General features: G+C 69.7%; 21 protein-coding genes. 7 read left to right on the top strand and 14 right to left on the bottom strand.

The window, feature by feature from the left end; translation table 11 throughout:
* Positions 1-3: 3 nt before the first annotated feature.
* The 3 genes from cas7g to ACWEFB_RS12880 form a co-directional block, all read right to left on the bottom strand.
* Positions 4-1,152: a type I-G CRISPR-associated RAMP protein Csb1/Cas7g gene (gene cas7g / locus ACWEFB_RS12890; protein ID WP_452285074.1), complete on the bottom strand. Its 1,149-nt coding sequence runs from the start codon at positions 1,150-1,152 to the stop codon at positions 4-6.
* Between the two features lie 236 nt (positions 1,153-1,388).
* Positions 1,389-1,964, bottom strand: coding sequence for a PIN domain-containing protein (locus tag ACWEFB_RS12885; RefSeq protein WP_452285072.1), 576 nt, complete (start codon positions 1,962-1,964; stop codon positions 1,389-1,391).
* 25 nt (positions 1,965-1,989) lie between these two features.
* A complete protein-coding gene (locus tag ACWEFB_RS12880) occupies positions 1,990-2,550 on the bottom strand; it encodes a helix-turn-helix domain-containing protein (protein WP_452285070.1) in 561 nt (186 codons plus the stop codon).
* Positions 2,551-2,740: 190 nt separating this feature from the next.
* On the opposite strand from ACWEFB_RS12880, the gene ACWEFB_RS12875 reads away from it, so the two are divergent.
* Both ACWEFB_RS12875 and ACWEFB_RS12870 read left to right on the top strand, forming a co-directional pair.
* Positions 2,741-3,259 (top strand): SigE family RNA polymerase sigma factor, encoded by a 519-nt coding sequence (locus ACWEFB_RS12875; protein ID WP_452285068.1) that lies wholly within the window; start codon positions 2,741-2,743, stop codon positions 3,257-3,259.
* On the top strand, positions 3,256-4,221 hold the full coding sequence (locus tag ACWEFB_RS12870; RefSeq protein ID WP_452285066.1) for a hypothetical protein: 966 nt from the start codon (positions 3,256-3,258) through the stop codon (positions 4,219-4,221). Before ACWEFB_RS12875 ends, ACWEFB_RS12870 begins: the two co-directional genes overlap by 4 nt.
* Positions 4,222-4,279: 58 nt before the next feature.
* On the opposite strand, the gene ACWEFB_RS12865 is transcribed toward ACWEFB_RS12870, so the two are convergent.
* From ACWEFB_RS12865 to ACWEFB_RS12835, 7 genes are all read right to left on the bottom strand, one after another.
* Positions 4,280-7,792: a S8 family peptidase gene (locus tag ACWEFB_RS12865; protein WP_452285065.1), complete on the bottom strand. Its 3,513-nt coding sequence runs from the start codon at positions 7,790-7,792 to the stop codon at positions 4,280-4,282.
* A 209-nt stretch (positions 7,793-8,001) separates the two neighbouring features.
* The gene (locus tag ACWEFB_RS12860; protein WP_452285063.1) at positions 8,002-8,466 is read right to left on the bottom strand and encodes a DUF5946 family protein; all 465 of its coding nucleotides are present in this window, start codon (positions 8,464-8,466) and stop codon (positions 8,002-8,004) included.
* A 40-nt stretch (positions 8,467-8,506) separates the two neighbouring features.
* The gene (locus tag ACWEFB_RS12855) at positions 8,507-8,929 is read right to left on the bottom strand and encodes a PIN domain-containing protein (protein ID WP_452285061.1); all 423 of its coding nucleotides are present in this window, start codon (positions 8,927-8,929) and stop codon (positions 8,507-8,509) included.
* Positions 8,926-9,180: a type II toxin-antitoxin system VapB family antitoxin gene (locus ACWEFB_RS12850; protein ID WP_326561177.1), complete on the bottom strand. Its 255-nt coding sequence runs from the start codon at positions 9,178-9,180 to the stop codon at positions 8,926-8,928. Before ACWEFB_RS12850 ends, ACWEFB_RS12855 begins: the two co-directional genes overlap by 4 nt.
* A gap of 76 nt (positions 9,181-9,256) precedes the next feature.
* Positions 9,257-10,057 carry a GAF domain-containing protein gene (locus ACWEFB_RS12845; RefSeq protein WP_452285059.1) on the bottom strand — a complete coding sequence of 267 codons (801 nt, stop codon included), beginning with the start codon at positions 10,055-10,057 and terminating at the stop codon, positions 9,257-9,259.
* Positions 10,058-10,275: 218 nt separating this feature from the next.
* The gene (locus ACWEFB_RS12840; protein ID WP_452285057.1) at positions 10,276-11,583 is read right to left on the bottom strand and encodes a hypothetical protein; all 1,308 of its coding nucleotides are present in this window, start codon (positions 11,581-11,583) and stop codon (positions 10,276-10,278) included.
* A 1-nt stretch (position 11,584) separates the two neighbouring features.
* Positions 11,585-12,169 (bottom strand): hypothetical protein, encoded by a 585-nt coding sequence (locus tag ACWEFB_RS12835; protein ID WP_452285055.1) that lies wholly within the window; start codon positions 12,167-12,169, stop codon positions 11,585-11,587.
* 200 nt (positions 12,170-12,369) lie between these two features.
* Between ACWEFB_RS12835 and ACWEFB_RS12830 the strand changes: the two genes are divergently transcribed.
* From ACWEFB_RS12830 to ACWEFB_RS12810, 5 genes are all read left to right on the top strand, one after another.
* Positions 12,370-13,071, top strand: coding sequence for an HAD family hydrolase (locus ACWEFB_RS12830; RefSeq protein WP_452285053.1), 702 nt, complete (start codon positions 12,370-12,372; stop codon positions 13,069-13,071).
* Positions 13,072-13,300: 229 nt separating this feature from the next.
* The gene (locus ACWEFB_RS12825) at positions 13,301-14,209 is read left to right on the top strand and encodes an ABC transporter ATP-binding protein (protein WP_452285051.1); all 909 of its coding nucleotides are present in this window, start codon (positions 13,301-13,303) and stop codon (positions 14,207-14,209) included.
* Between the two features lie 61 nt (positions 14,210-14,270).
* The gene (locus ACWEFB_RS12820) at positions 14,271-15,011 is read left to right on the top strand and encodes an ABC transporter permease (RefSeq protein ID WP_452285049.1); all 741 of its coding nucleotides are present in this window, start codon (positions 14,271-14,273) and stop codon (positions 15,009-15,011) included.
* Between the two features lie 16 nt (positions 15,012-15,027).
* A complete protein-coding gene (locus ACWEFB_RS12815) occupies positions 15,028-16,320 on the top strand; it encodes a sensor histidine kinase (RefSeq protein WP_452285047.1) in 1,293 nt (430 codons plus the stop codon).
* Positions 16,317-16,967: a response regulator gene (locus ACWEFB_RS12810; protein ID WP_452285045.1), complete on the top strand. Its 651-nt coding sequence runs from the start codon at positions 16,317-16,319 to the stop codon at positions 16,965-16,967. The genes ACWEFB_RS12815 and ACWEFB_RS12810 overlap by 4 nt, the downstream gene beginning before the upstream one ends.
* 12 nt (positions 16,968-16,979) lie before the next feature.
* On the opposite strand, the gene ACWEFB_RS12805 is transcribed toward ACWEFB_RS12810, so the two are convergent.
* The 4 genes from ACWEFB_RS12805 to ACWEFB_RS12790 form a co-directional block, all read right to left on the bottom strand.
* Positions 16,980-18,182 (bottom strand): low temperature requirement protein A, encoded by a 1,203-nt coding sequence (locus ACWEFB_RS12805; RefSeq protein ID WP_452285043.1) that lies wholly within the window; start codon positions 18,180-18,182, stop codon positions 16,980-16,982.
* A gap of 180 nt (positions 18,183-18,362) precedes the next feature.
* Positions 18,363-19,493, bottom strand: coding sequence for a glycerophosphodiester phosphodiesterase (locus tag ACWEFB_RS12800; protein ID WP_452285041.1), 1,131 nt, complete (start codon positions 19,491-19,493; stop codon positions 18,363-18,365).
* A 127-nt stretch (positions 19,494-19,620) separates the two neighbouring features.
* On the bottom strand, positions 19,621-21,201 hold the full coding sequence (locus tag ACWEFB_RS12795; RefSeq protein ID WP_452285039.1) for a fused MFS/spermidine synthase: 1,581 nt from the start codon (positions 21,199-21,201) through the stop codon (positions 19,621-19,623).
* Positions 21,202-21,237: 36 nt separating this feature from the next.
* Positions 21,238-22,302, bottom strand: coding sequence for a coiled-coil domain-containing protein (locus tag ACWEFB_RS12790; protein WP_363601539.1), 1,065 nt, complete (start codon positions 22,300-22,302; stop codon positions 21,238-21,240).
* Positions 22,303-22,340 lie beyond the last annotated feature (38 nt).

Raw genomic sequence — 22,340 nt, 5'->3', positions numbered from 1 at the left:
GGGCTATTCCCCGTCGCCGACGGCCGACGTCACCGCGAATCGGATCGCCTCGGCAAGTTGCCGGGTCGGGGCGATCGGCACCACGTCCGTGTCCATCACGATCCCGGCCGCCGTGGCCCGGTCGCGCAGGGCGACGAAAGCCGCGATGGCCTCGGCGCTGCTCACCTCGATCGGCTCCCGCTCGCCACCATCGCGTTCGAAGTAGACCGTCTCGGAGATCCTGGTCAGGTCGCAGCCGGAGCGCAGCCACAGCGACGGGCGGCCGAATGTCAGCCGGTCACCGACGAGTGCCAACGCCACCAGCGTCGCCCTGGCCAGGGTCGCCGCCTCCACGGTCGCGTCCCCGAACCGCAGTCGCTCCAGCCCTGCGAGTGAGATCCAGCCCTGGCGGCGCACCTCACGGACCGTCACCCCGCCGTGGGTCGCGTTCGGCGCGATGTGACCGTGCCCGATCTCGCTGAGCTTGCCGCCCTTGGCCTTGGTGCCCTCGGGAAGGAACCGCCAGTTCCCCTCCTGCTTGGCCTTGTCGTCGATTGCGCCGGTCAGGTTCGACGGGTCGAGCCGACCGGCCCGCCGCTCTCCCTCCAACCACTCCGTCCCGAACATCGTGGACGAGTAGATCCGGGCGAACTTCGGCCACCGCCCCTTGCGGTGCGAGTCCCAAGCCCCGAACAGCAACGAGTACGGCTCCCGCCGGTAAAGCGGCCGTACGTCCCCAGCGGTGGCCGAGCGCAGCTCACGGCCGACATCGCTGCTGTCGAAACGGATTCCGCCGACTTCGCTGTCCCGCAGGTACGCGTCCGCGTAGCGGTGCGGGAAGTCCAGCGAGGTGAGCCTGACCCCTTCCTCCTTCATGACCAACTCGAACAGCGGCAGGTCGAACCGGCCGCCGTCGCGCGCCACGAGCAGCGCCTCCTCGACCCGGTTGGCCTGCGACGGCACCTGGTCCACCACGACGGTGTCCTGCTGCTCGCCGTCGACCAGGCGCCGTTCGAAGACGTACGGCCTCGGCAGCCGTCCCTCGCGGTGGGCGGACCGGGTTTCATGATCGGGAATCGGGAAAGTGGGCGGCATGATCTTTCCGCCCTGACCTCCCACCGGCTGATAGGTCGCGCTGAACGCGATGCCGGCATCGCGACGATCATCATCCACTGCCGCAATAAGACGATCAACAAGCCTTGACATGATCACTCCTGAAATCTCGACAACAACGAGACGGTCTACACGGCCGGTACGACATAAATGGCGCAGTCGTCCTCCGCGCTGACGCAGCAAACAGCGGTGATCATCTCCGACGGCCACCCGAGCCAGCTTTCACGCGTACTTTTGTACGGCCGGTAACTGGCGACGCCTATCGCGAGATCCGCATGCGTCCTCGATCAGGACCGTCAGTTGACGCTCAAACGAATCTTGATTCGGTCCGCAAAGTCGGGGGCACCGCAACGACTGAGTCCGATGCGCAGATCCTCGACGCTGATCTTCCTCGTGCCCGGCCGCCGACCCGTCGCCGCGCTCTGCTCTTCGAGGACACCAAAGACCAGCGTGGGTGCAAGATCGTACTGGGCACAGAGAAACCGGTCAGGATCCAGCGCTTCCAGGTTGTACGGCAGGAGCGACGACCTCGGGAAGTCTCTGAGGTTCCGAGTGACGATCAGGTCAGCCCGGCCCACCACCGCCGCCGCCAGCACGTGCCGATCTCCCGGATCGTTGGTCATGCCGTCTACGAGAGACCGATAGTCGGTGACGAGCGCGTCATCGAACGCCTCGTTCATACGCGCGATCGTGCGATCGAACCTGGCAGGCTCAATCCTCGGATGCAGCCGAAGGACCGCGCGACGGGTCTCCGCCAGGATGTCATCGCTCCACAATGGGCGATACAACCCAGCTGCCGCGATTCGGAGCAAAGTATCGCGGAGCGCGTTCGGCACCAGAACGTTCGCGTCGAGCAGAGCGGAGAACGGCACCAGGAGAGCTTAGGCGGAGGGTCTCCTAATCGGAAACTCGCTCATGAGATGGCTCGTCGCCGTCATCGCCGTCTTCCATAGCAAGTTCATACAGACCCATGTCGATGCTATCCAAGGTCATTTCATCCAGTAGTTCGCGCCGCTCCCGCCGTCGCCTCTGCTGGAATTCCAACAGGTCCGCAAGCTTGACCCGCCGATGACTGCTCGGGCGGTCGTACGGGATCTTTCCGTCGTCCAGCAGCTTGATCAAGGTTGGCCGCGACACGCCCAGCAAATCGGCTGCCTGCTGGGTGGTGAGGGTCGTGTGCTGCGGCGCGATGGTCACCGCATAACCCTGGGCCAGAGCTTCGAGTGCATTGACCAGGATGTCGTGAAGACCGTCGGGGAGCTCGATGGAGCTCGACCCGTTCGCGCTCACGAGCCTCGCCCGCGCTTCCGGCACCGCCTGGCCCCGATCGCGAAGAACCTTGAGAAGGTCGATGACGACCCCGGCATTTGCGGCGTCGGGCAGGATCGTCTGCCCGTCCATCACTTCGGCTGTGGCGGCCATGGCGACCAGGTTGTCTTCAATTCGAAAGAAACGCAAGGAGCTACCGCGCGATTACTCACATAGTTAAAATACCGACACACCAGACAGCCTGCACCAATAAAGATCGAATTCAACGCACCGGGCCTTCCCGGGCACCCCGTGGAGGGGATGTTCGTAGCGTACGAAGAACTCGTGAGGGCCGCTCGGACGTGGCAACCGCCCGTACAGGGGTGGAGTTCTTAGCTGCGTGAGACTTGATCCGAGCTTCGACACATTCGTCGAGGAGCGGTCGGCAGCGCTGTTGCGCCTCGCGTACCTGCTCACGGGAGACCGTGGGCATGCCGAGGACCTGTTGCAGACCGCTCTGCTGCGTACGATGCGCCGCTGGTCGAAGGCGCGCGACGCACCCGAGGCGTACGTCCGGCACGTCCTGGTCAACCTGTCCCGTGACCGGATCAGGGGACTGCTGCGTAGACCACGCGAGACTCCGCTGCCCGAGGACAGGGACGCGTTCCGTACCAATGATCCCGGCCTGGACGCGATCGGCAACCGGCGTCTGGTGGCCGACGCGGTCGCCACCCTGCCGATCCGTCAGCGGCAGGTGATCGTGCTCCGGTTCTTCGAGGACCTTTCGGTCGAGCAGACAGCGCTGCTGGTCGGCTGCTCGCCCGGAACCGTCAAGTCGTACACATCCCGCGCCCTGGGCCGCCTCCGCGAACTGCTCGGGGATCAGCACGACACACAGGAGATGAGGGTTTTCCAATGACCGCGCTCAACGAGGACCAGTTGGGGCAGCAGCTCGGCACCCGGCTGCACGACGAGATGGCCGGGCTCGGGGCGCCTTCGGGGCTGACCGCGACCCTGCACCGCCGGCACAACCGGCGGACCTGGGGGCTGCGTGTCGCGGGTGGGGTGCCGGTGGTCGTGGCGATCGCCCTGGCGGCGTCGCTGACCCTCTCCCCGGCCGGCACCTCACCGAACACCAGCGCGTCCGGCACCGGCAACGCCGGCAGCATCGTCGACAACGCGCCGGAAATGCTCACGGTCAGCTTCGTCAGCGAGCGCACCACCAGCGCGCTCGGCAACCTGACCGACTCCGTCCAGCACGCCCGCTCGGAGTTCAAAGACGGCAAGGGCAGGACGACCCTCACCAACGAGCGCTGGGTCGACGCGAAGACCGGGCGTGAGCGTACGGACGAGCAGGACGTCCAGACCAAGGGCACGATCACCGTCGTCAAGTCCGGCAACGGCAATGACGCGATCGTCATCGACCACCAGCGGAAGAAGTGGTGGAACGACCAGATCGCGGCGATGCCGCAGGGGGTCGAGGTGACTGTCACGCAGGGGCCGAACGGGGAGCGGATCGAGACGCCGACCGGCAAGAAGGCCGTTGGTCCGCTGATGGATCCCGCCGAGCTGAAGGACGCGCTCGCCACCGGCACATTGAAGCTGATCGGTGAGGAGTCGCTCGACGGTAAGGCGACCGTGCACCTCCGGTGGGTGCCGGTGCCGGCTTCGACCACCGACATCTGGGTCGACTCCGAGTCGTACCTGCCGGTGCGGAAGGTCTCCGCTGGGCCGAAGGCGATCGACACGGTCGACTTCGAGTGGCTGCCGCGTACGCCGGAAAACCTGGCAAAGCTCGAAGGCGCCGCGCCGGCCGACTACAAGAAGCTGCCCTGCACCCCGCTGCCCGTGGAGGGCAAGGACTGCGGTCTGAACAACTGACTCGGACGCAGTAGGGGCCCCGGATCGCGGTTCGCGATCCGGGGCCCCGTCGTGTCGGTCAGCCGGCCCGGTAGGCGCGGATGATGGTCTGCTCGATCCCGCTGCCACCGTCGGCGGTCGCCTTGATCCGCAACGACACCGCCTGCCCGGCCGTCACGGTCGGCAGCGCGGCCCGGAACGTGTCCGCACCGTCGGGCCGTACGGTCGCGGCCTGCCAGGTGAGACCGTCGTCGACAGAGGTTTCCAGGGTGAACGCGGTGATGTTCTGCCTGGCCACCCCGTGCGACTGGTGCACGGTGAAGCTGGCGTCGCCACCGATCGGCTTGTTCGCCGGGCCGAGCGGCAGGGCGTAGTCGACCGACAGCAGCGGCACGGGGATGCTGCTGGTGGCGTCGGCCGGGCCGATGGACCGGAACGTCCAGGCGGTGTTGACCCGGGTCGACAGGCTCATCAGACGGGTGGCGTCGAGGTCGTAGGTGAGCCGGTAGTCACCGGCCGCCTGCGGGATCTCGAAATCGCCGTACGACTCCGGCTGTTCGCCGATCAGCTCGCCGTTCCGGTGCAGGGTGAGCGTACGGGTGGTCAGGCCGTGGAACCCGTCCCACGGATCGATGCAGTCGAACCGCTGGTGCTCGTCGGACAACTCGACCAGGTCCACCCGCAGCACGCCCTGCGTACGCCGGATCGGCTGGGGCACGCAGCCGCTCGGGGAGAGCGCCGGGTCGTCGTACCAGTCGGGGCGCAGGGGTTGGCGTACCCAGGTTTTCTGCTGCCGGCTGCCGGCCGGGTACTCGCGCATCGCCTCCTGGGTCACGACCATGGTGTGCGGGTCGAGCAGGTCGAACGCGCCGGAGAAGAACGCCTCGTCGATGTAGGAGAAGCCGGGCGTGAGGTAGTCGACGCGGGTCGCCGGCACCTCGTTCGCGGCTGCGTCGAGCAGGAAGAAGCCGTCGGCGGTCAGGCCGTACCGCTTGTGGTTGGTGACCGCGTCGGGTGCGTCCAGGGTGTGGAAGGTCTGGTCGACCCGGATGAGCTGGGCCTGCTCGGCCGGGGACACCTGCCAGGAAAGATCCTGTGGGATGCCGTCCGGCAGGGCGCGGATCAGCTCGTAGACGAACGGGGTCGGCGCGGTGCCGGTGGCGTGCAGGCTGACGCTCGTGTACGCCTCGAACCGGCCGACGCCGGGCTTCTCCATCGGCATGGCGTACGCGCCCCAGGACTTGGCGGCCTCGCCCCAGGCGAACGCGAAGTCGTCGCTGACCTGGGTGCCGTCGGAGGCGTACTGCCGGTAGGTGGCCCCGACCTGGGCCGCCTCGGTCGCCACCCCGTCGAGGGTGGCCTTCACCGGACTGGCCTGTGCGGCGTCGGCTACCACGGTCGTGTCGCGGTCCACGATCACGTCCGGGTCGCCGACCAGGGCCATGCGGCTGAGCCCGGTCTCCGGGTTGTCCTCCACCTGGTAGCCCGCGACGCTGTACCGGCCGGCTGGCACCCGCATCGTCACCGGTTCGTTCGGGGACAGGTTGGTGAACTCGTTGAACCTGGTCGGGTCGTCGATGCTGGCGATCCGTACCCCGCCCCACTGGTCGATGGTCGACCCGGCGTCCGGCAGCGACGTCACGCTGAGCGCGAGGTCGAAGCTGCGCGGTTCGATGTAGAAGGCAACCGGGGTGCTGGCGACGAACGCACCGCCGCGCGTGCGGGCGGTGACGGTCGCGGTGTAGAGCCCCGGTTTGCCGGCGAGCCGGGTGGGGTCGAGGCGCAGGGTCACGGTGGCGCTGGCTCCACGGCCGACCGTCACCCGGTCCGCCGAGAGCCGGACCGCGCCCGTCGGTGCGTTCACCCCGTCACGGGTACGGACATTCAGGTCCAGTTTCAGGTTCTCGGCGCCCCGGCCGGTGTTGACCCAGCTCAGCTTGGTCGACGCGGTCCCGCTCTGCGGATAGGCGAAGATCCCGAGGTCCACCACGTCCTGCGCGGCAACCACCCCACTGAGCGCCCGTACGGCATCCAGCCGACCGGAGCCGACCGCGTACGTGTCCACGTTCGACAGTGGGTCGGCCGCTCCGACCAGGGCCGCCTTGAGCTGTCCGGCCTGCCAGTCGGGGTGCCGCTGGGCGAGCAGTGCGGCTGCCCCGGCGACGTGCGGGCTGGCCATCGAGGTGCCGGAGGCGGCGGTGTAGCGGTTGTCGACGGGGGTGCCCATGGTCGTACCGGCGGCCCGTGCGGCGATGATGTCGACGCCGGGGGCGACCAGTTCCGGCTTGGCGGCCTGGGTGTTGACCAGCGGCCCCCGGTCGGAGAACTCGGCGAGCGTGTCGGTCCCGTCGACCGCGCCGACGGTGAGGGCGGTGCCGGCAGCAGCGGGCGAGGAGATCTGCCCGGGGGTCGGTCCGGCGTTTCCGGCGGCGACCACGAACAGGGTGCCGTACTGGGCGGTGAGGTTGTCGACGGCGAGGGACATCGGGTCCGTACCGTCGCTCGGCTCCCACCCGCCGAGGCTCATGTTGACCACGTCGGCCCGTGCCGCCGCCCATTCCATGCCGGCGATGATCTGGGAGTCGGTGCCGTACCCGTCGTCGGTGAGGACCTTGCCGATCACCAGGTCGGCATCGGGGGCGACCCCGCGCCGCAGACCCGGCGCTCCGGCGCCGCTGCCGGCGATCGTCGCCGCCACGTGGGTGCCGTGCCCGTTGCCGTCGACCGCGTTCCCGCCATCGACGGTGAAGTCGGCCCGCTCCACCACCTGCCCGACCAGGTCAGGATGGGTGAAGTCGGCTCCCGTGTCGAGGACGGCCACCCGGCTGCCCCGACCGGTGAAACCGGCCTGCCACGCCTTCGGCGCGCTGATCTGGGTCAGGTTCCGGTCGAGTCGACCGTTCCCCGCCTGCCGATCGCTGTCCGGTGCGGCGTGGACAGGTGCGGCGTGGAGAGGTGCGGTGGTGCCGGTGGCGCGTACCCGGCGGTCCAGCCACACCTTCGGGCCGGTGTCCGCGGTCCGGGCGCCGGCCACGACGGGCGCGCGGGAGGTCAGCGTACGGAGGAAGTCCGCGCCGCCCTTCTTCGGCTGGCTGCCGGCGACCGCGCCGATGGTCGGCAGTGTCCGGCGTCCGCCCAAGCTCGCGGCCAGCGGCTCGGCGGCGAGGGTGCCCGCCGCCCGCGCCCCGGCCCCGCCCGGCCGGACGATCAGCGGCAACTCCGCCGTACGCGCGTCGTCATAACCGTCGAGGATCAGCGCCGTCACGTCGAACAGCGACTCGTCCAGCACCGATCCGACCAGTCGGGCCACCTCGCCCGGCACGACCCGAACGTGACCGTCCGGGCCGCAGCTACGGTGCTGGACACCGCTGGGCTTCGCCGGTTGCACACTGACCACCGGGCAGGCCGAACCCCGGCCCGTCACGGTCACCACGTCACCGGTCAACAACGTCACCGTGTACGTCTTGTTCGCCGCCAGCACCGGCCCACCGGAACCACCGGCCGGCTTTGGCGCCGGGACCGACGGCTGCGGCTGTGCGAGTGCCGGGTTGCCGGAGACAGTGAGAGTGGCGGCGACCAGCGCTGCGGTCACCGCCACTGCCTTCGAAAGATCGTGTCTACGCCGTACCATCAAGCGCTTTTCCCTCTCTTGAGCCCACGATCGCCCCGCCCGACATGCGGCAACGCACGCATCGGGGAGCGACGATGCCAATCCCCCGTCAGGGACCGTCACTGTGATTGACGCAGGTCGACCGCCATCGGTTGTGCGGATAGGACGGCAATCTGACTCAGAACCGGCGGTCAGGACGCGGGCGTCCACGCGGCGGCGGTCGCCTCGGCCCAGGAGCGGACCAGGTCCGGGTAGACCGGCGCGGGGAAACTGCCGTCGACGGCCACGTCGACGATCCTCGTCACGAACACCCGGGACGCCGGACGAGCGGCCATCGCGGGGTCCACAATCTGCGGCGCCGGCCGGTCATCGCGGCCCCGGTATCGGTGCGAGTTCCGGCGGCGGGCCTGTGCGACGAAGGCGTCGACCGCCGGTTGCCCACCACTGAGGTACGCGTGCAGCAGCGCCAGCGACGCGGTCGGGTCGCCGGGAGCAAGCGGGTGTCGGGGGTGCTGAAGGAAATAGCAGGCGACGGCCACACCGTGCAACGGTCCCCAGGGCGGCTGCCGGGAGTGGTCCAGCGCCAGCAGCCGTTCGAACAACTCGTCACAGACAGCCTGCGAGCCGTCGGCACCACACTGCCCACACCTCGTCACCGATTCAGCAAACCACGGCAACAGCGGCGATGATGAGTTCCTAGAGTGAACCCTTTGCCACGACCCACTCCATGGGTTGCCCGGTGACGGCGGCGATGCGGTCGTAGTCGGCGTCGTAGTGCAGGACGGTCGCGCCGTGCTCCTCCGCGGTCGCAGCGATGATCAGATCGGGCAGCCGGAAGTTCCGGTGTTGGCTGTTGACGGCCATCGACCGATGGGTGTCGAGCGCCCGGTCCATCGCCTTGGCGGTGACGTCGAACCAGCGGTGGCCCTGCAGGGCACCCCAGAGGGTCTCGTAGCTCTTCGGGTCCGGAGCGTTGTTCAGGCACTCCAGGCTGGTCATCTGGCAGGCCGCAAGACGACCCTCGGCCAGCAGCGATTCGAACCTGCGACGAACCTGCGGATAGCGCCCCTGCAGGACGTAGACGGAGGTGTCGGCGAGATAGATGCTGCCGGCCATCATGCGGCGTCGGCCTCGCGGGCGTCCTCGACCAGCCGGGACAGGTCACGACCGCCGCCATAGCCCCACGAGCGGTCCGGATCCGCGAACTCGAACTGCACGCTGTCGAACGCGTTGACGATCTCGACCGCCTGCCGGCGTAGTGCGAAGGCATGCAACGCCGCGTTGATGGTGGCGACCTTCGTGTCGGTGCCGAGCACCTCCCTGGCCGCGTCCAGCCACTCGTCGTTCACGTCAACGGTGATGCGCGTCATGGGTCCAAACGTACACCAGTTTTCTAGGATGCAACGCACCAACATCAGGGAGAAGTTGGTGCTTATGCGTCGCCGGTCAGTTGCGGTTGACGTAGGCGGCCAGGCCGCCGAGTTCCTCGCTGGCCAGGAAGACGGAACGGACGTTGAGCAGGGCCTCTTCGACGTGCTCGGTGCAGCTCCAGGCCGAGTCGCCCCAGGAGTCGGCGAGCTTCAGCTCGGCCGGACGGGGGCAGGGGGTGGTGGCGCCACCGAGCTGGCAGTGGTCGGGGTGCGGCGCCTGGCGGTGGGCCGAGGCGGCGTCGCGTACGCGGGTGGAGAGGTCGGCGTTGGCGGCGGTCGCCCGTGCGTCGGCCGCCGCGGCACGTTCCCGCTCCGCCCGTACGGCGAGGATCGCGGCCAGGCGCAGTTCCAACTGCTTCGCGACCAGGGCGGCGAGTTTTGTCAGCACCGCGATCTGGTTCCCGGTGACCTGCCGGCGTTTGCGGTCGATCACGTTCACCGTGCCCAGCCGGAAACCGTCGGCGGTGATGATCGGTGCCGCCGCGTAGAACCGTAGCGACAGTTCACCCTTCACCAGCGGGTGGTCGGCCGTACGCGGATCCAGCGCGGCGTCGTTGACGATGTACGGGCCGTCGGCGCGGAAGGCCGAGGCGCACAGGCCGGATTCGATGCCGACCTCGGTGATCCCGTCGAATCCCCTGGCGGCGGCGAGCCAGACCCGGTCGGCGTCGACGATGCTGACGCTGGCGATCGGGGTGCCGCAGACCATCGCGGCCAGCTCCGCGATCTCGTCGAACGCGCCGTCAGGGGGCGAGTCGAGGATCTCGTAACGACGTACGGCCGCCAGCCGGGCGGTCTCGTCGTCCGGCGATCGCACGGGAGGTTCGAGGGGCAATGGGGTACCGCTTTCTGGCTCGGGGCACGACGGTGAACCTTTCGACGGCTCCCTGATTCCCGCACGTTCCGCACCGGCCAGGATGGGAACGACGAATGACCAGATAGATGATGATCTGTCACTGCCGACCCCGAGGTTATACCCTCCGGAACGGGTCGGCACGCCGGGCCGCAGCGATAATCCGGAGGGTCACCGCCCGCTCACCCCGACCCGGTCGGCCGCCCGCCGGTGGGGGTCGTACCCCGGTTGACGTGCATCCGGCTGCGCCGGCCCGGACGTACGCCCCAGGCCGCGTCCGCCGTCAGCGCCAACCCGAGCAGGACCCACCACCCGCTGACATCACCGCGCAGCCAACCGGCCACCACAAGGACCAGAATCGGTACGAACACCAGCAGGCGGAACCCGCTGAGCAGGCGCCGCCACAGCGGGCGGGGATGGTAGAGATCCTCGCGCGGCGGCTTCGACGAGTGCTCCCGTACGGAGTGGACAACGGCGGCGGCGAAGCCCAGGCGCTCGGTGCGTACGGCACCGGGAACCGAGGCGGCCCAGCCCGCCAGTTCCACGGCGGTACGGCCGATGACGTCGACCGGTAAGCCGAGCAGGTCCCCCAGTTCGGTGAGCGCCGCCATCGGCTCCAGATCCGTACGCCGCAGCAACGCGGTGACGGTCAGTGCCTGCTCGGGTACGCCGAACTCCTCGGCGAGCTGCCGGGCGGTCCGTGCGGTCCCCTCCGGTGTCACCGGTGCCGCGCTGCCCCACTCGTGCGCACCCGCCACCCGGTTGGCGCGGGTCAGCACGAAGCCCGCGGTCCGCTCCGACCACCAGTACGCCAGCGTGGCCCAGCGCCGGTCGGCCAGCACCTCGGCCGCCAGGGCCAGGTTGGCCCGCTCGCCCCTACCGTCCCAGAGGTGCAGGCTCCGCTTCCCGTCGATCGGCACCGTCCACGCTGACTGGGTGGTCAGCGGGGCGGCGGCTGCGGCGTTCACCGCGGACGCGTACACCAGGACCACGCCGACCTCCGGCTGTGCCGGAGGCGCCCCGAGCACGGTGACCGGGCCGGACCCGGCGGGGGTGAGCAGTTCCAGCGGGAGGCCGACGGCGCGGCAGGCGTCGGCGAGCCGGGCCGGCGGGTCGTAACCCGTCGACGGGCTGGTCAGCGCCCGGTGCAGCACGGCGGCGCCGTCCGGCAGCCCGAACAGGGTGACAACCGACAGCGCGTCCGACTCGGTGCAGGTGACGTCGAGCGGACCCACCGACGCGCCGTCCGGCCCGTACGCGGACAGCCGCAGCCCGAAGGTGTCGTCGTCGACCCTCAGCAGGCAGGCCGGCGTACGGGCGGCGACACTGAGCGCACTCAGGTCCACCCCGTCGGCAACGTCGACCCGGGTCCAGCCGTCCGCCTCGCCCAGCACCGTCACCGGTGACGCGTCGGCGAGCGCACCGAGGCGGTACGGGGTCGCCCGGACCGCGCCGATCGTCTCGCCGTTCTCCGCTGCCGCCCCGGTCATCTCAGGACCGGGCCAGGAGCCGGCCGAGCAGGCCCCGTTGCGTCACGTCGACCCGTTCGGCCTCGTAGAGTCCGGGTTCGTCGCCGACGAGCAGGGAACGTCCGACCGCCACGTCCGGCAGGTCGAACACCCGGCAGACCTGCCGCAGCAGGTCCGCGACCAGTGGCCGTGGGCGGCCGGGCACCGGGTCGTTGCGGATCAGCGCCAGGTCGCTCCCCCGCTCCGGGCTGCCGTAGGCGGTCGCGATCTCCCCACAGTAGACATCCCATGCCTTGCGGTCGGAGAGGTACTCGGCCGGGTCCTCCGGCGGTTGCCAGTTCGCCGCCCACTGGAGACTCTGCTGCCCGGCGTCCGGGGACAGCATCGTCGCCTCCGCCAGTGACTCGTTCGCGAGCAGCATCCACGCCGGCACCCCCGTACGCCGGACCAGGTCGGCGGCGGGTCTCGCCAAGCGGCGGCTGCTGGATCTGGACCCGCGCGGGGAGTCGAACAGCACGATGGTGCCGAGCGGATCGGGTGCGACAAAACCACCGACCTGACCCGCGTTCACGGCGTCGCGTACCTGGGCCAGGGGTGCCTTCGTCACGACCGCGTACGTTCCCACTGCCGGTCTCCCGTCATCGGTCTTGGCTGCGGAAGCTACCCCAGCGTGGTCGATCGGTCCATGCCCCGGCGAGTGTCGTGTTGGACTCCCGGAGTTGCGGGACTAATCCGTCGCCGTTCTCGACCCGATTGAGTACAGTCCCAGCCCGAATAAGGGTGAGGAGAACCGTGGAGTTGACCGGGATGAACAGTGTGCGACGCACCGGACAGGTGCTGATCTTCGACGCCGACGACACCCTCTGGGAGAACAACGTCCTTTTCGAGCGGGTGATCGACGACTTTCTCGAATGGGTGGCGCACCCGACCCTGGACCGGGTCGAGATCCGCGCGATCCTCGACGACATCGAGCGGGCCAACGTGGTGACCCACGGGTACGGCAGCGCGATCTTCCTGCACAGTCTCGGCGAGTGCCTGAGCCGGCTGCGGGAGCGACCGGCCACGGAGGCGGAGCGGCGACGCATCGAGGAACTGGCGGTGGCGCTGGTGGAGCGCCGGGTCGAGCTCGTACCCGGGGTGGCGGACACGCTGACCGAACTGGGCCGGCGACACGACCTGCTGCTGCTGACCAAGGGCGACACCGACGAGCAGCAGCGCAAGATCGACGCTTCCGGTCTGGGTCACCACTTCCGGCGTACGCACATCGTGGCGGAGAAGAACGTCGAGGTGTACCGGCAGGTCACGGCCGAGCACGGGCTCCTGCCGGCGAGCACGTGGATGATCGGCAACTCCCCGAAGTCGGACATCCTGCCGGCGCGGGCGGCGGGCATGAACGCCGTCTACATCCCGAACGCGTACCCGTGGGCGCTGGACCAGGCCGACCTCGATCCCGACGACAACCTGGTGCTGACCCTGTCGACGTTCCCCGACCTGCTCGACCACTTCTGATCCGGGGCGCGGCGGCGGTCACGGGCCGGCTGTCCACCGATCGGTTGAACGGACGCCATCCGGTCGACAGTGCACAACCGGTTGATGCGGGCCGGGTTCCACCGTACGGACCGCTGGTGGACGGAACCGGTCCGGGCCGGATCCGCGCAGGCTGTAGTCAGCCGCCCGGCCGTACGGCAGATCGGCCCGTACACCAACGGGGGCGGGCGGCAGGCCCCGAGGAGTACGCATGCCAGTCATCTCAGTCAACCACCTACGCAAGCGGTACGGCGCACAGGTAGCGGTCGACGACGTCTCGTTCACCGTCGACAGTGGGGAGATCTTCGGCATCCTCGGCCCCAACGGGGCGGGCAAGACCACCACCGTGGAGTGCGTCGCCGGGCTGCGTCGACCCGACGCGGGGGACATCTCCGTACTGGGGCTCGATCCCCGGCGGGACGGGGCGGAACTACGGCACCGGGTCGGCGTACAGCTCCAGGCGAGCGAACTGCCGGCGAAGCTCACCGTGGCCGAGGCGCTGGAGCTGTACGCGTCCTTCTACCGCGACCCCGCCGACTGGCGGACCCTGCTCGACGAACTCGGGCTGGCCGAGAGGCGGAACACCAGGTTCGCCAAGCTCTCCGGCGGGCAGCAGCAGCGGCTCTCCATCGCGCTCGCCCTGGTCGGCAACCCACAGGTGGCGATCCTGGACGAGCTGACCACCGGCCTGGACCCGCAGGCGCGCCGCGACACCTGGGGCCTGATCGAACAGGTACGGGCGCGCGGCGTGACGATCCTGCTGGTCACCCACTTCATGGAGGAGGCCGAGCAGCTCTGCGACCGGCTCGCGGTGATCAACGAGGGTCGGGTGGTGGCGCTCGACACCCCGGCCGGGCTGGTCGCCGGAGTGGACCAGCAGCAGCGGGTCCGGTTCCGGCCCACCACACCGCTGGACGACCAGTTGCTGGTGGTGCTCCCCGAGGTCCGGGAGGTCACCCGGCAGGGTGCCCAGATCATCGTGACCGGCACCGGGGACCTGCTGCACGCGGTCACCTCGGTCCTCGCCCGCAACCAGATCGTCGCCGCCGACCTACGGTACGAGCACACCAGCCTGGACGACGCGTTCCTCAGCCTGACCAACCGCCAGCCCGACGCCTGAGCGCGTCCGCTCCCGCCGTGACTTCGCTCCGTCCCCCGTCGCCAACCCGAGGAGACCCCACATGTCCGGGCTGCGCAAACTCACCGCCGTCGAACTCAAACTCTTCCTGCGCGAACCCAGCGCGTACGCCTGGACCGTGATCTTCCCGGTGCTGCTGCTGGTGATCCTCGGCAGCATCCCGGGATTCCGCCAGGCCGACCCGGAGCTCGGCAACCTGCGGGTGATCGACCTCTACATACCGATCATCGTGGTGATGATCCTGGCGATGATGACGCTCTACATCACCCCGGGGACGATCACCGGGTACCGGCAGAAGGGCGTCCTGCGCCGGCTCTCCACCACCCCGATCGGCGCGGTCCGGGTGCTGGTCGCGCAGCTCGCCGTACAGCTCGGGTTCGTGGTGGTGACGGTGGTGCTGACGCTCGTCACCGCCGCGATCCTGTTCGGTGCCGTCCTGCCCCGGCAGGGGTTCGGCTTCGTGCTCGCACTCGCCCTCGTCGCCGCCGCGATGCTCGCGATCGGACTGCTCATCGCCGCCCTGGTCCCCACCGCCAGTGCGGCCACCGGAATCGGCACCGCGCTCTTCTTCCCGCTGATGTTCTTCGGCGGTCTCTGGGTGCCGCGCGAGGGGATGCCGGACGTGCTGGTCCGGATCGGCGACTTCACCCCGCTCGGTGCCGGTGTGCAGGCACTGCGGGACAGCAGCGACGGAAACTGGCCGTCCGCGGTGGCGCTCGCCGTACTCGCCGCTTATGCCATCGCCGCCGGGGCACTCGCGGCGCGATACTTCCGCTGGGAATAGCAGAGAGGTGGGGCGGATGGGCGGGACAGCCGGCGCGGGCACCACGACGCCCCGCCCCTCCACACTGCTGACGGCCAGCGTCGCCGACCGGCCCGATCATCCTGCGCGGCGGGTCCTGGTCGTGCTGCCGTACGTCCTGCTCGGTCTGGCCACCCTGCTCGCCCTGCTCGACCCCGGGCAGTCGGCGAGGGACCTGCTCACCACCGTCGGCCTGGTCACCGTGACCGCGTTGTGGGCGCTGTTCATGAACACCCTCCGGCCGCCGCCCCGTACCCGGCCCACCTGGTCGGTGGTGCTTTTCATGGGCGTACAGACGACACTCGCCGGTCTGCTCACGGCGCACCGGGGCATCTTCCTCCTCTTCGCCCTGATCGGTTTCATGCAGGCGTACGAGGTGCTCCCGCCGGTCTGGGGCTTCCTCTGCGTCACGGCCACCTCGATCCTGGTCAACATCCTGCCGGCCGGTGTTCCGAACAACCGCGACTGGATCACGATCACCGTGCTCGTGGTGCTCGCCCAGATCTTCCTGATCGGCTGGTTCGGCTTTCTGGGCCAACGGTTCACCGAAGAGAGCGAGCAGCGTCGGCAGGCGCTGGCCCAACTGGAGGCCGCGCTCGCGGAGAACGACGGGCTGCACGCTCAACTGCTGATCCAGGCCCGCGAGGCCGGGGTGCACGACGAACGGCAGCGGATGGCGCACGAGATCCACGACACCCTGGCCCAGGGGCTCGCCGGCATCATCACCCAGTTGCAGGCCGCCGACCGTACGCGCGAGGATCCGCAGCAGTGGCAACGCCACATGGATCACGTACACGCGCTGGCCCGGGAGAGCCTCGCAGCCGCCCGCCGGTCGGTGGCGGCGGTACGGCCGACCGAACTCGACGACTCGCACCTGCCCGAGGCGATCACCGGACTGGCCACCCGCTGGTCCCGTGAGTCCGGGGTGCCGGTCCGGGTCGAGACCACCGGCGACCCTCGCCCGATGCTCGCCGAGATCGAGATTGCCATGTTCAGGGTGGCCCAGGAGGCACTGACCAACATCGCCAAGCACGCCCGCGCGAGCAAGGTCGGGGTGACCCTCTCCTACCTGGACGACCTCGTCATGCTGGACGTACGTGACGACGGAGTGGGCTTCTCGATGGCGGACGTCGCCGAGCCGGGCACCGCCCCCGACGGCACCGGCTTCGGGTTGCGGGCGATCCGGCAGCGGCTGGAGCGGGTCGACGGCACCCTGACCGTCGAGACCGCGCCCCGCGACGGGACCGCGATCAACGCCAGCATCCCGACGACGGTGGAGAACGAATCATGAAGACCGGACCGGTACGCCTGCTGATCGTCGACGACCATCCGGTGGTCCGCAACGGGCTGCGCGGGGCCTTCACCGGCTCGGACGAGTTCGAGGTGGTGGGCGAGGCCGGTGACGGCACGGAGGCGCTCGCGCAGGTCGCCGCGCTGCGCCCGGACGTGGTGCTGATGGACCTCCGGATGCCACGGATGGACGGTGTCGAGGCGATCCGCGAACTCAACCGGACCGCGCCGACCGTACGGGTGCTGGTGTTGACCACGTTCGACACCGACAGCGACGTGCTGCCCGCGATCGAGGCGGGCGCCACCGGTTACCTGCTCAAGGACGCGCCCACCGACGAACTGCTCCGCGCGGTACGCCTGGCCGCCAACGGTGAGGCGGTGCTCTCCCCGACGGTGGCCGGTCGGTTGATGGGTCAGATGCGCCGGCCGGCCCGGCTCGGCAAGCCCGCCCAGGGCACGCTCAGCCAGCGTGAACTCCAGGTGCTCAAGCTCGTGGCGGACGGGGCGACCAACCGGGAGGCCGCGTCGAAGCTGTTCATCAGCGAGGCCAGCATCAAGACCCACCTGCTGCGCATCTACGACAAGCTCGGCGTACGGGACCGGGCCGCCGCGGTCGGCGAGGCGTTCCGTCGCGGCCTGTTCACCTGAAACGCCCCGACGTCAGCCCCTGGGTGGGACGCTGCGTCCGCCCGGCAGAGGGCCGTTGAGCCGGATCTCGAAGCCCACCACCACCGCGAGTACGGCCGCGGCGAGTCCGGTGGAGGCCAGCGGTGCTAGGCCGATCATGGCCGGGGCCGCGACGATCAGCACCGCCAGCCCGATCAGCCGGGGTGTGGCCGCGCGGGTGAACACCTGCCACCCCAGCAGCGTGTGACCGGCGAGGAAGAGCGCCGGTCCGCCCAGCATGACCGCGACCCAGGAGGCCGGAGCGGAACCGGTCGGATGCCTGATCACCAGCTCGTCGGCGACGGTGACGCCCACCACCCCCATGACCATGACCAGATGGGCCAGGGCCGCTTCCTTGCTCCGCGAACGCGGCTCGTTCACGTCGGCGGGGTCACTCGCGCCCGAGAACGCCGGGCCGAGCTTCTCCCTGGTCCGGTGAAAGTAGATCCAGTACAGCGACACGGTGATGCAGAAGGACAGCGTGAACGCCGTACCCCGGTGGAGGCTGAAGTCGCTGTCGTGGAACGTACGGCCGGTGATGGCGACGGTCTCGCCGAGCGCGATGATCACGAAGAGGCGGTAACGCTCGGCCATGTGCTCGTCGGCCAGGTTCCATTCCGCCGAGTTCGTACGCCCCAGCCCCGGCACCGGCCAGCCGACGAGCGCGGCCACGTAGTCGATCGCCAGTGCCAGGCTCCACAGGGCCAGCCGGCCGGCGTCCTCCACCATCGCCCCGGCGAACCAGGGCACCGCCGAGACGGCGAACCAGACCGCTCCCCGCAACGGCCGGCGGCCCAGGTGATGATGCCGCAGGGCGAAGGCGAGGATCGAGCTGCGGCCGAGGTTGATCGCCACGTACGCGATCGCGAACAGCAGCCCGCGTTGCTCGAACGCCTCCGGAATGGCGGTCGAGGTCAACAGGACGCCGAACATGGTGGCGGTGATCAGGAACTGGAGCCGGATCAGCCGTGAGTCCAGGGTGTCGGTCAGCAGGTTCGTGTACGACCAGACCCACCAGACCGCCATCAGCAGGATCAGGGTCTGGAAGGCGCCGACCCAGTCCAGGTGGACCATCAGCGTCTGGGAGAGCCGGAACAGGGTGAAGACGAACACCAGGTCGAAGAAGAGCTCGATGTAGGTGACGCCCTTCGGCTGGCCCAGGTCGCGGAGCAGGTCGGACCGCTGATCCGTGTCCATCCACCCTCGTCCCGCCCCGCCCGTCCCGGACCGCCCGGCTGCCGGTCCAGTCGTACCACGGGGTCGGGTGGGCGTACCGGCGGTTGCCCGGAACCGGCCGGGCCGCCCGGTACGGTGAAAAGGCAGGGCGCCTGTGCGAACAGGGCGCCCTGCCTCACCTCCGAGCCGAGGGCGGGCCGCTCAGCGGAGCGCGGCGCGGGCGGCTACGGCGGTGTCGGGGTGGTCGCTGAACACACCGTCGAGGCCGAGGCTGAAGAACAGCTCGTACTCGGACGTGATGTCACCCCGGGCGTTCGGGTCGGCACCGAGGCGGAAGTCGGTCGGGAGGAACTGGTTCTCCGCCCGGAACGTCCAGGCGTGCACGTCCAGGCCGACCCGGTGGGCGTCACGTACGACGTTGGTGGGGGCGAGCAGCTTGCCGTTGGCGTCGCGGGGCACGATCAGGTTCTTGGTCGCGCCGATCCCGTCCGCGTACGTGCTGATCCACTTCAGGTTCTCCGGCTTGACCAGATCCTGGTACGTGCGCGGGTCACCGGCCACGGTGAAGTCGTACGGGCGCCCGGTGGCGTCGAGCAGCTGGGCCAGCCGTACGTCGGTCAGCTTGCTCAGCTTGCGCAGGTTCGCGGTCTCGAAGGACTGGATGAACACCGCGTCCTTGCGACTGGTCAGGCCGTTGCGCTTGAGCACCCGGACCAGCGGCTCCTCCAGCGCCAGCCCGATCGACTGGAAGTACGTGGGGTGCTTGGTCTCCGGGTAGATGCCGATGGTGCGGCCGACCCGCCGGCTCTCCGACTTGGCGAGGTCGATGACCTCCTGGAGGGTCGGGATCTCCAGGGTGCCGTCGAAGGCGGTGTTGGTCGGCCGGACCTGCGGCAGCCGCTCCTTGGCCCGCAGCGTCTTCAGCTCGGCCAGGGTGAAGTCCTCGGTGAACCAGCCGGTGACCGCGATCCCGTCGATGGTCTTGGTGGCCTTGCGGCCGGCGAACTCCGGGTGGTCGGCGACGTTCGTGGTCCCGGAGATCTCGTTCTCGTGCCGGGCGACCAGCACCCCGTCGCGGGTGGAGACCAGGTCGGGCTCGATGAAGTCGGCGCCGAGCCGGATCGCCAACCGGTACGACTCCAGGGTGTGCTCGGGCCGGTAACCGCTGGCCCCACGGTGGGCGATCACCAGCGGCTTCGCGTCGCGGGACTTGTCCGCCTGCCGCTGGTCCGACTCGTCGCTGTGGCGGGCGGCGGACGACGAGGTGGGGATCGCCACCACCGCCGCCAGCAGTACGCCGGCCAGGCCGAGAATGGGAAGGGTACGTCGCACCGCAGGTCTCCTGACGTGGGTTCGGGTGGAACCCGATCCAACCGTCGACGGGCGACGGTCAGGAGGTCGGTGGCTGACCGAAAGATGAACAACTATCCCGTCGTCGGCAGATCACCTGCGGTGCCGGTCAGGCGGTGGCGAGGAGCTGGTCCACCGGGGCGTACTCGTCGGTGAGGACGATGGCGTCGTCGATGAACCCGTCCAGGTTCGCCCCGTCCAGCACGGTCACCGGTTCGTCGAGCGCGCCGAGCCGGGTGCGCAGCGCCTCGATCGGCAGCGGGGTGTCGGCGGCGACGATCAGGAAGTTGGCGCCCCGGGCGCCGGTGATCGCGTTCGGCGGTGCGACGACCGCGACGTGGGTGAACTCGGCCTTGACGGTGGCGAGTTCGGCGCGGATGAACCGCAGCGGCGGGTAGTCGATGACGTTCTGGACGTACATCCCGCCGGGGCGGACGACGCGCCGGATGTCGGCCGCCATCTCCCGGGTGGCCAGGTGCCAGGGCACCACGAGGTGACCGAAGGCGTCACCGACGACCAGGTCGGCGCTGTCGTCGGGCAGTTCACCGACCAGCATCCGGGCGTCGCCGACCACCGCCCGCAGTTCCGGGCCCGGCCGTACGCCCAACTCGCGGCGACCCAGCTCGACCAGCTCACCGTCGATTTCGAACACCGTGTTGACGGTTCCCGGTCGGGTGGCGGTCAGGTAGGTCGGGATGGTGAACCCGCCGCCGCCGAGGTGCACCGCGTCCAGCCGCTGCCCGGCCGGCGCGAACACGTCCGCCACCGCACCGATCCACTGGGTGTACGCGAACTCCAGGTGGGTCGGGTCGGCCAGGTCGACGTACGAGTGCCAGGCCGAGTTGAGCACCAGCAGCCGGCCGTCCGGGTTGTCGGCGTCGGCCTCCACGCTGGCGCAGTGGTACGCGGTCTCCACGTCGCACGGGTTCGGCGACACCGTGGCCAGTCCCGCCCCGACCAGCCCGAGCAGTGCCACCGCCGCCTTCACCCGGGGCCGCCCCGGCACCGAGGTCCGGTCCTGCCGCCACAGGTACCACCCGAGCCAGAGGCCGGTCAGTCCGAGCAGGAGCGCGAGCCCGACCATGATGACGGTGCTCGGCAGGGCCGCGACCAGCACGAATCCGGTGCCGAGGGTGGCGGTGATGCCGCCCAGGGTGCCGATGCTGGACAGCCGCCCGACCACCTGACCGGTCCGGCGCAGATCGCTGAGCTGCAACTTCACCACCAGCGGGGTGACCGCGGCGAGCAGTGCGGCCGGCAGGAACACCGCCAGCGCGGTCAGCAGCAGGATGCCGGCGGTGGCGCCGCCGCGCAGCACCTCACCGGCGTACCGGACCACCGGCAGGGTGATCGCGGTGGTGATCCCGGCGAGGACCAGGGCCGGGGCGAGCAGCGTACGGGGGTCGCGCCGGTCGGCAAGCCACCCGCCGAGCCACGCCCCGTACGCGATGGCGCCGAGCGCCACCCCGATCACCGAGCTGGTGACCTGGAGGGTGACTCCGAGGTACGGGCCGACCAGGCGCAGGGACACGGTCTCCAGTACGAGCACCGCGCCGCTGGCGAGGAAAACGAGGGTCGCGGCGAGCCCGTTCGGCAGCGCGCGGGGCCCGGCCGCGTCGGTCACGGGTGGGCTCGTCGGCGTCACGGGCACGCTCGCCTGAGCGGGTACGTTCGCAGGTGTTGTCTCCATCGGAGCGATCGTACGCAGGCCAGGGGCGCTTCGATGTCAAACCATCGAGAGATGAACATGGTTCGTGTGGTCGCCGGCCGGGCTGCCGCCGCCGCTGTAGGACCGCCACCCGGTGCCGGGCATCCAGATCTGTCGGTACCAGATCACGTAGAGCACACCGAGGGAGCTGGCGTTCTTGACGTAGTACGCGGCCAGGTTGTTGCCGTACGTGCGGTCGCCGCCGGTCGCGTCGGCGTCCTTGAAGCCGCTGGTCGCGGAGGCGAAGTCGCAGGCGCGTCCCTTGGGGTGTTCACCGCCGCCGCTGGGGCGGTGGCAGGAGACGTAGCGCTTGTAGCCGGCGGCCTGCGCCTGGTTCATCGCGTGCAGGGTCCGGGGGGTGATGCAGCCGGTGGTGGTGGGGTCGTTGATGGTGCAGGACTCCTTCGGCCAGGAGCCGTCGGAGTTCTTCGGCGCCGGCTTGGCCGCGGGTGAGTTGGCGGCGACGAACCCGGTGCTGGACTTGCCCCCGACAGCGGCGAGGGCGCGTTCGGCGTCGGTCTTCCGCTTGGCGATCACGGCGAGCTGTTTCTGCTGCTCCCGTACCTCGTTGTCGATCGCGGCCTTGGCCCGGGTCGCCTCCTCGCGCGCCTCGGTGAGCGCCCGGAGCTGCTTGTCGTCGCGCTGGGCCATCACCTCCAGCCCGGCGGCCCGCTCCAGGAACGCCTCGGGCGAGGCACTGTTGAGCAGGGTGGCTACGGCACTGAGCCGGCCGAGCCGGTAGGACTCGACGGCGACCTCGGCGACCACCGCGTTCAGCTCGGTCAGCCGGACCTCGACCTTGGCCAGTTCGGCGGTGAGCGCGGCCTGACGCTTGACCGAATTGTCGAGTTTGGCCTTGGCCTCGATATGTCCCTTGGAGACGGCTTCGAGCGTGTCGCGCAGGTTCTTGCTGCCGCCCTCGTCACCGGGGCTGCTGGGCGCGAGCGCGAGCGGTCCGTAACCGAGGGACTGGGCGGCGGGGGCCGCGGCGGCGGGAGTTCCGGTAGCGACCACCACGGCGGCGAGCAGTGCCGCGAGCGTTCCCGACGCGCGGCGCCGGATTCTGGCCGTCCTGCGAGGCACGAAAGCCGTTCCTTCCGTCGGCCGCCTACCCCCGGTTA

The sequence above is a fragment of the Micromonospora sp. NPDC004704 genome (assembly GCF_053601675.1).
The sequence above is the reverse complement of the archived record's forward strand: the minus strand, read 5'-3'. Positions and strand labels throughout refer to the sequence as shown.

What these genes read in the sequence shown, in the direction of transcription:
- ACWEFB_RS12870 (WP_452285066.1), top strand. Translation starts at nt 3,256, where the DNA reads ATGACCGCGCTCAACGAGGACCAGTTGGGGCAGCAGCTCGGCACCCGG.
- ACWEFB_RS12855 (WP_452285061.1), bottom strand. Translation starts at nt 8,929, where the DNA reads ATGATGGCCGGCAGCATCTATCTCGCCGACACCTCCGTCTACGTCCTG.
- ACWEFB_RS12850 (WP_326561177.1), bottom strand. Translation starts at nt 9,180, where the DNA reads ATGACGCGCATCACCGTTGACGTGAACGACGAGTGGCTGGACGCGGCC.
- ACWEFB_RS12840 (WP_452285057.1), bottom strand. Translation starts at nt 11,583, where the DNA reads ATGACCGGGGCGGCAGCGGAGAACGGCGAGACGATCGGCGCGGTCCGG.
- ACWEFB_RS12830 (WP_452285053.1), top strand. Translation starts at nt 12,370, where the DNA reads ATGAACAGTGTGCGACGCACCGGACAGGTGCTGATCTTCGACGCCGAC.
- ACWEFB_RS12825 (WP_452285051.1), top strand. Translation starts at nt 13,301, where the DNA reads ATGCCAGTCATCTCAGTCAACCACCTACGCAAGCGGTACGGCGCACAG.
- ACWEFB_RS12820 (WP_452285049.1), top strand. Translation starts at nt 14,271, where the DNA reads ATGTCCGGGCTGCGCAAACTCACCGCCGTCGAACTCAAACTCTTCCTG.
- ACWEFB_RS12815 (WP_452285047.1), top strand. Translation starts at nt 15,028, where the DNA reads ATGGGCGGGACAGCCGGCGCGGGCACCACGACGCCCCGCCCCTCCACA.
- ACWEFB_RS12810 (WP_452285045.1), top strand. Translation starts at nt 16,317, where the DNA reads ATGAAGACCGGACCGGTACGCCTGCTGATCGTCGACGACCATCCGGTG.
- ACWEFB_RS12805 (WP_452285043.1), bottom strand. Translation starts at nt 18,182, where the DNA reads ATGGACACGGATCAGCGGTCCGACCTGCTCCGCGACCTGGGCCAGCCG.
- ACWEFB_RS12795 (WP_452285039.1), bottom strand. Translation starts at nt 21,201, where the DNA reads ATGGAGACAACACCTGCGAACGTACCCGCTCAGGCGAGCGTGCCCGTG.